Origin of the sequence: Actinomyces sp. oral taxon 448 str. F0400 (assembly GCF_000220835.1) — a bacterium.
Classification (GTDB): domain Bacteria; phylum Actinomycetota; class Actinomycetes; order Actinomycetales; family Actinomycetaceae; genus Actinomyces.
Genome location: NZ_GL985606.1, coordinates 766,974 through 771,022, shown reverse-complemented (window position 1 = coordinate 771,022; position 4,049 = coordinate 766,974). Strand labels below are relative to the sequence as shown.

4 protein-coding genes and 1 pseudogene are annotated in these 4,049 nt (G+C 73.7%); 1 reads left to right on the top strand and 4 read right to left on the bottom strand.

Going from position 1 to position 4,049, the window contains the following annotated elements; translation table 11 throughout:
• Positions 1 to 279, bottom strand: a pseudogene (locus HMPREF9062_RS13085) (serine hydrolase); the annotation flags it as partial.
• 7 nt (positions 280 to 286) lie between these two features.
• Entirely contained in the window at positions 287 to 1,075 is a 789-nt protein-coding gene (locus HMPREF9062_RS03310; protein WP_034253659.1) for an NADPH-dependent oxidoreductase, read from the bottom strand.
• A 129-nt stretch (positions 1,076 to 1,204) separates the two neighbouring features.
• Here HMPREF9062_RS03310 and HMPREF9062_RS03305 point away from each other — a divergent pair, with 129 nt between their 5' ends.
• Complete coding sequence (locus HMPREF9062_RS03305; protein WP_034253656.1) at positions 1,205 to 1,987, top strand: 3'-5' exonuclease; 783 nt, start codon at positions 1,205 to 1,207, stop codon at positions 1,985 to 1,987.
• A gap of 85 nt (positions 1,988 to 2,072) precedes the next feature.
• Here HMPREF9062_RS03305 and HMPREF9062_RS03300 read toward each other — a convergent pair whose 3' ends face one another.
• Both HMPREF9062_RS03300 and dcd read right to left on the bottom strand, forming a co-directional pair.
• Positions 2,073 to 3,293, bottom strand: coding sequence for a hypothetical protein (locus HMPREF9062_RS03300; protein WP_009748611.1), 1,221 nt, complete (start codon positions 3,291 to 3,293; stop codon positions 2,073 to 2,075).
• Positions 3,290 to 3,940 (bottom strand): dCTP deaminase, encoded by a 651-nt coding sequence (dcd, locus tag HMPREF9062_RS03295; protein WP_009748610.1) that lies wholly within the window; start codon positions 3,938 to 3,940, stop codon positions 3,290 to 3,292. The genes HMPREF9062_RS03300 and dcd overlap by 4 nt, the downstream gene beginning before the upstream one ends.
• Between the last annotated feature and the right edge of the window lie 109 nt (positions 3,941 to 4,049).

Here is a 4,049-nt window from a genome sequence, read left to right as displayed (position 1 = left end):
CGCCGCGTCCGCTCGGGCCGGCGCATCCAGGTCGAGCAGACCGCGGTCCGCCGCCACCAATGCGCTCCAGGCAACGATCGGCTTGGTCACGGAGGCGAAGGGGAGGACCTCGTCGACCTCCCCCGCCTCCAGGATCGTGCGCACCCTCCCGTCCGCCCCCAGGTCGGAGATGACGACGGCCACCGGGAAGTCGAAATCGGCCAGCGCGGGCAGCGCCGCCGCCGCGGCCCCGCCCGTGAGCGCGGGCGGGGCGTCGAGCGAGGAGGACGACCGGGTCATGGCCCGCTCAGCTCAGGCATAGGAGCTGCTCGTGGAGGACCTCCAGGACGGGGGCCCGGGAGGACGCGCCTCGCCCGAGGGCACGGACGATCTGGGTGGAGAAGGAGTCCACCCGCCTGCCTGTGTCGCGCAGGTCGTCATACTGCTCGACGGTGGCGTCGTAGTCCTTCAGGATCTCCCCGCGCTCCTCCAGCGCGGGGTAGGAGTTCACGCCGGTGGTGATCTCGCGCGGCAGGCGCGGCTTGTACTGGGGTTCCTGAGCCGAATGGCCGACGAGCAGGCCGAGCAGCGGGTAGGTCCGGGTGGGCAGGTGCAGGGCCGTGATGACACGACGCACGTCGCCGACGATGGAACCGAGGTAGACGGTCCCCAGCCCCAGGGACTCCGCGGCCACGACCATGTTCTGGGCGGCGATGACGGCGTCCTCGACGCCCTGGAGGAACAGGGCCGTGCGCTCCAGCGGTTCGAGGTCGGCGCCGGCGCGCTCGCGCAGGACGGCGTTGCGGTGCAGGTCGACGACGACGACGAAGAGCGCGCCACGATCCCCGCCGACGTAGGGCTGGCCGGAGGCCTCATGGATCTGCTCGCGCACAGCCGGATCGGTCACCCGGATGATGGTGACCTGCTGCTGAAAGGAGGAGGTCGCGGCGTGCCGGGCGACGTCGAGCAGGGTGGTGACCGTGTCCTCGTCGACCGGTTCCCCGGTGTAGGCGCGGATAGTGCGGTGGGCGAGCTGGGTCGCGATCGTGGAGCTGACGACAGGGACGGTGGCGGGAGTTCGCAGGGTTTCACTCATGACCCGGAGCCTATCGGGGATGGCCCGCCTCAACACGCGAAACCGTGCTGCGACCGCACGCCGACCAGGCGGACGCAACACCACCGCGGCGCCTCGAGGCGGCGGCCGGTCGCGGCTACGATGCCGCCGATGCCCTTCTACCGTCGCCCCAACCGCAGGCTGCGTCCGCTGACCCCCCGCTCCCCCGCGCCGGCCGCGCCCCCGAGCGCGGCCGGCCCCGCCGATCCGGGGGACGTGGGGTACGCGGTCGTGGACCTGGAGACCACCGGACTGTCTCCGGCCACGGACTCGATCATCGAAATCGGTCTGGTGCTCCTGGACCCCGACGGCTCCACGCAGCGCAGCTGGACCACTCTGGTGAACCCGGGCGCGGACGTGGATGCGGGCCCCACCTCCATCCACGGGCTCGTCGGCGAGGACCTCGCCGACGCCCCGACGCTGGGACGGGTCGCCGATCTGCTCGTGCGCGATCTCGCGGGCCGCGCCGTCGTCGCCCACAACGCCCGCTTCGACGTCGGCTTCCTCACCCAGGCGCTGGGCGGGCTCGGCCGACTCGGGCGCGGAGCCCGCATCCCGCGGGTGTGCACCATGGAACTCGCCCGCAGCTACATGACCACGCCGTCGCGGCGGCTGGTGGCGTGCTGCGAAGCGGCCGGAGTGCGAATCGGCAGCCACCACTGCGCGCTGGACGACGCCAACGCCTCCGCCGGGCTGTTGCGCCACTACATGAGCGTGGGCCGCGAGCGCGGTGACGAGTCCGTCGCCTGGTCCCGATCCCTGGAGGCCGCAGCGGCCTTCAGCGCCTGGAGCTGGGACGGCGCGGCAGCCCGGACGCAGGAGGGCGGGCTGGTCCCCCGCGACGGCGCCGGAGTCCCGCGCGCGCCGCGTGAACCGCGCATGCGAGCGAGCTGATCCGCCGGGCGAACCGCGGGCGAGGAGGGGCCGCCCCGCCGCGTACGCCGGCCCGGTCGGTTCGAGCCGGTCCGGCCTCTCGCGTTCATTCGAGGGCGACGAGGAACCCGTCGTCGTCGACCGCCACCCCGCGCGCGGCCCCGGCCAGCGTCCGGGCGATCTGCTCGATGCGCACCCGGGCGGCGCTGCGGGCGCGCCGACCGACGCGGGAGATCGTCTCGTTGCGCGCGTCGGCGGGGTCGACCGGGTGCCAGACGATGCCGTAGGCGACAACGCCGCCGGAGGCCCACGCCTCGCCGCGCACCGCCAGAGGCATGTCCTCGGTGCCCAGGACCCGCACCTCGATCGTGCCCCGGCCGGCGTTGTCGGGGTCGACGTCCGCGACGACGGAGTACCCGTCGCGCATCTCCTCGATCGGCTCGCCCAGGGCCAGAGCGCGGTCCTCCCGCTCCCCGGCCTCGCGTCGCTGCCGCTCGGCCCGTCGCCACGCCTCGTCCAGGACGTCCTCGCCTATCTCGGCGACCAGGCGCTCGAGCGCCTCCTGGCCGACGGCCTCCAGCCCGCCAGCGCCGAAGAGCTGCGCGGCGTCCATACGCACGTGGGCGCCGGGGGCCACGGACCCGACGAGGTCCGCGGACGCGTCCGGAGCGATCCACACCGGTGCGTAGACGGTCAGGGAGGTCGACATCTCCGGGTCGGGGGCGATGAGCACGGTCCGCGGGGCACCCCCGCGGACCTCGGGGTCCCCGGCCAGGCGCAGAGCTCCGGCCAGACGGCGGGCGATGGCCCGCAACCGGGTCAGGGCGATAAGTTCGGGGCCGGCCGGCTGCGCCAGGGGGAAGGCGTCCGAGACGGGGTCGATGCCCTTCAGCGCGGGCGGCAGCGGGCCGGTGCGCGTCGGCTCGCACTCCAGTATCATGACCTGCGCGGCCCAGCGGGGCAGGCCCAGCAGGGTGCGCAGTTCGCCATCCAGGTGCCAGGGCCCCTGGAGTTCGGCGCCGGGGAGGAGCTGGAGTCGTGAAGCGCCCACCCACCCGGACTGCAGGTCCTGGGACAGGGCGAGTGCCTCGACCTCGTCCGCGGTGACGTCCTCGGCCAGCACCAGCAGATGATGGGTGTCGACGCGCCCCACCGGCAGGGCGCCCACGGCCAAGAAGGTCATCGTCCCGGTGGGCAGTGACGTGGCCAGGTGCCGGGTGCTGGGGCTGACGGAGATGGAGGCGGCCGCACGGCTGCGGCGGCCGCGGCCGGCCCCCGGGGAGGTCGGCGGGGGTGAGGGGGTCGAAGGGGTTGAAGGGGAGGTCACGGCCGCGTCCTCGCCCCGGGGTCGGAGCCGTCCGCGCGAGGGGCGGGCTCGAGGGAGGGCGCGCCCGCCTCCTCGATGCGGATCCGATGGAAGGACAGGTGGCTGCGCGACGCCGTGGGACCGCGCTGGCCCTGATAGCGCGAGCCGTGGGCGCCCGAGCCGTAGGGCGCCCGGGCGGGGCTGGAGAGGCGGAAGAAGCAGAGCTGGCCGACTTTCATGCCGGGCCACAGAGTGATGGGCATGGTGGCCGTATTGCTCAGCTCGAGGGTGACGTGCCCGGTGAAGCCGGGGTCGATGAATCCGGCGGTGGAATGGGTGAGCAGCCCGAGCCGACCCAGGCTCGACTTGCCCTCCAGACGGGCGGCGACGTCGTCGGGCAGGGTGACGCGCTCATAGGTGGAGCCGAGGACGAACTCACCGGGGTGGAGGACGAAGGGCTCGTCGGGGCCGACGTCGACCAGGTGGGTGAGGCGGTCCTGGTCGACGGCGGGGTCGATGACCGAGTACCGGTGGTTGTCGAAAAGGCGGAACCACCGATCCAGGCGCACGTCGATCGAGGCGGGCTGAACCATCTGCGGGTCGTAGGGGTCGAGGATGACGCGCCCGGCGTCGAGCTCAGTGAAGATGTCGCGATCGGAGAGGAGCACGAGTGCGATTGTGCCAGGGGTCGCGCGCTCGCGTCGGCGGGGCGCGACGTCCGGCGCGCCGGCGGCGGGCGACCACCGGCGCGGGGGCGGGTCAGCTCGACAGCGGCAC

Excerpts from the sequence above, each read along its gene's own strand:
- HMPREF9062_RS03310 (WP_034253659.1), bottom strand. The coding sequence starts at position 1,075 with ATGAGTGAAACCCTGCGAACTCCCGCCACCGTCCCTGTCGTCAGCTCC.
- HMPREF9062_RS03305 (WP_034253656.1), top strand. The coding sequence starts at position 1,205 with ATGCCCTTCTACCGTCGCCCCAACCGCAGGCTGCGTCCGCTGACCCCC.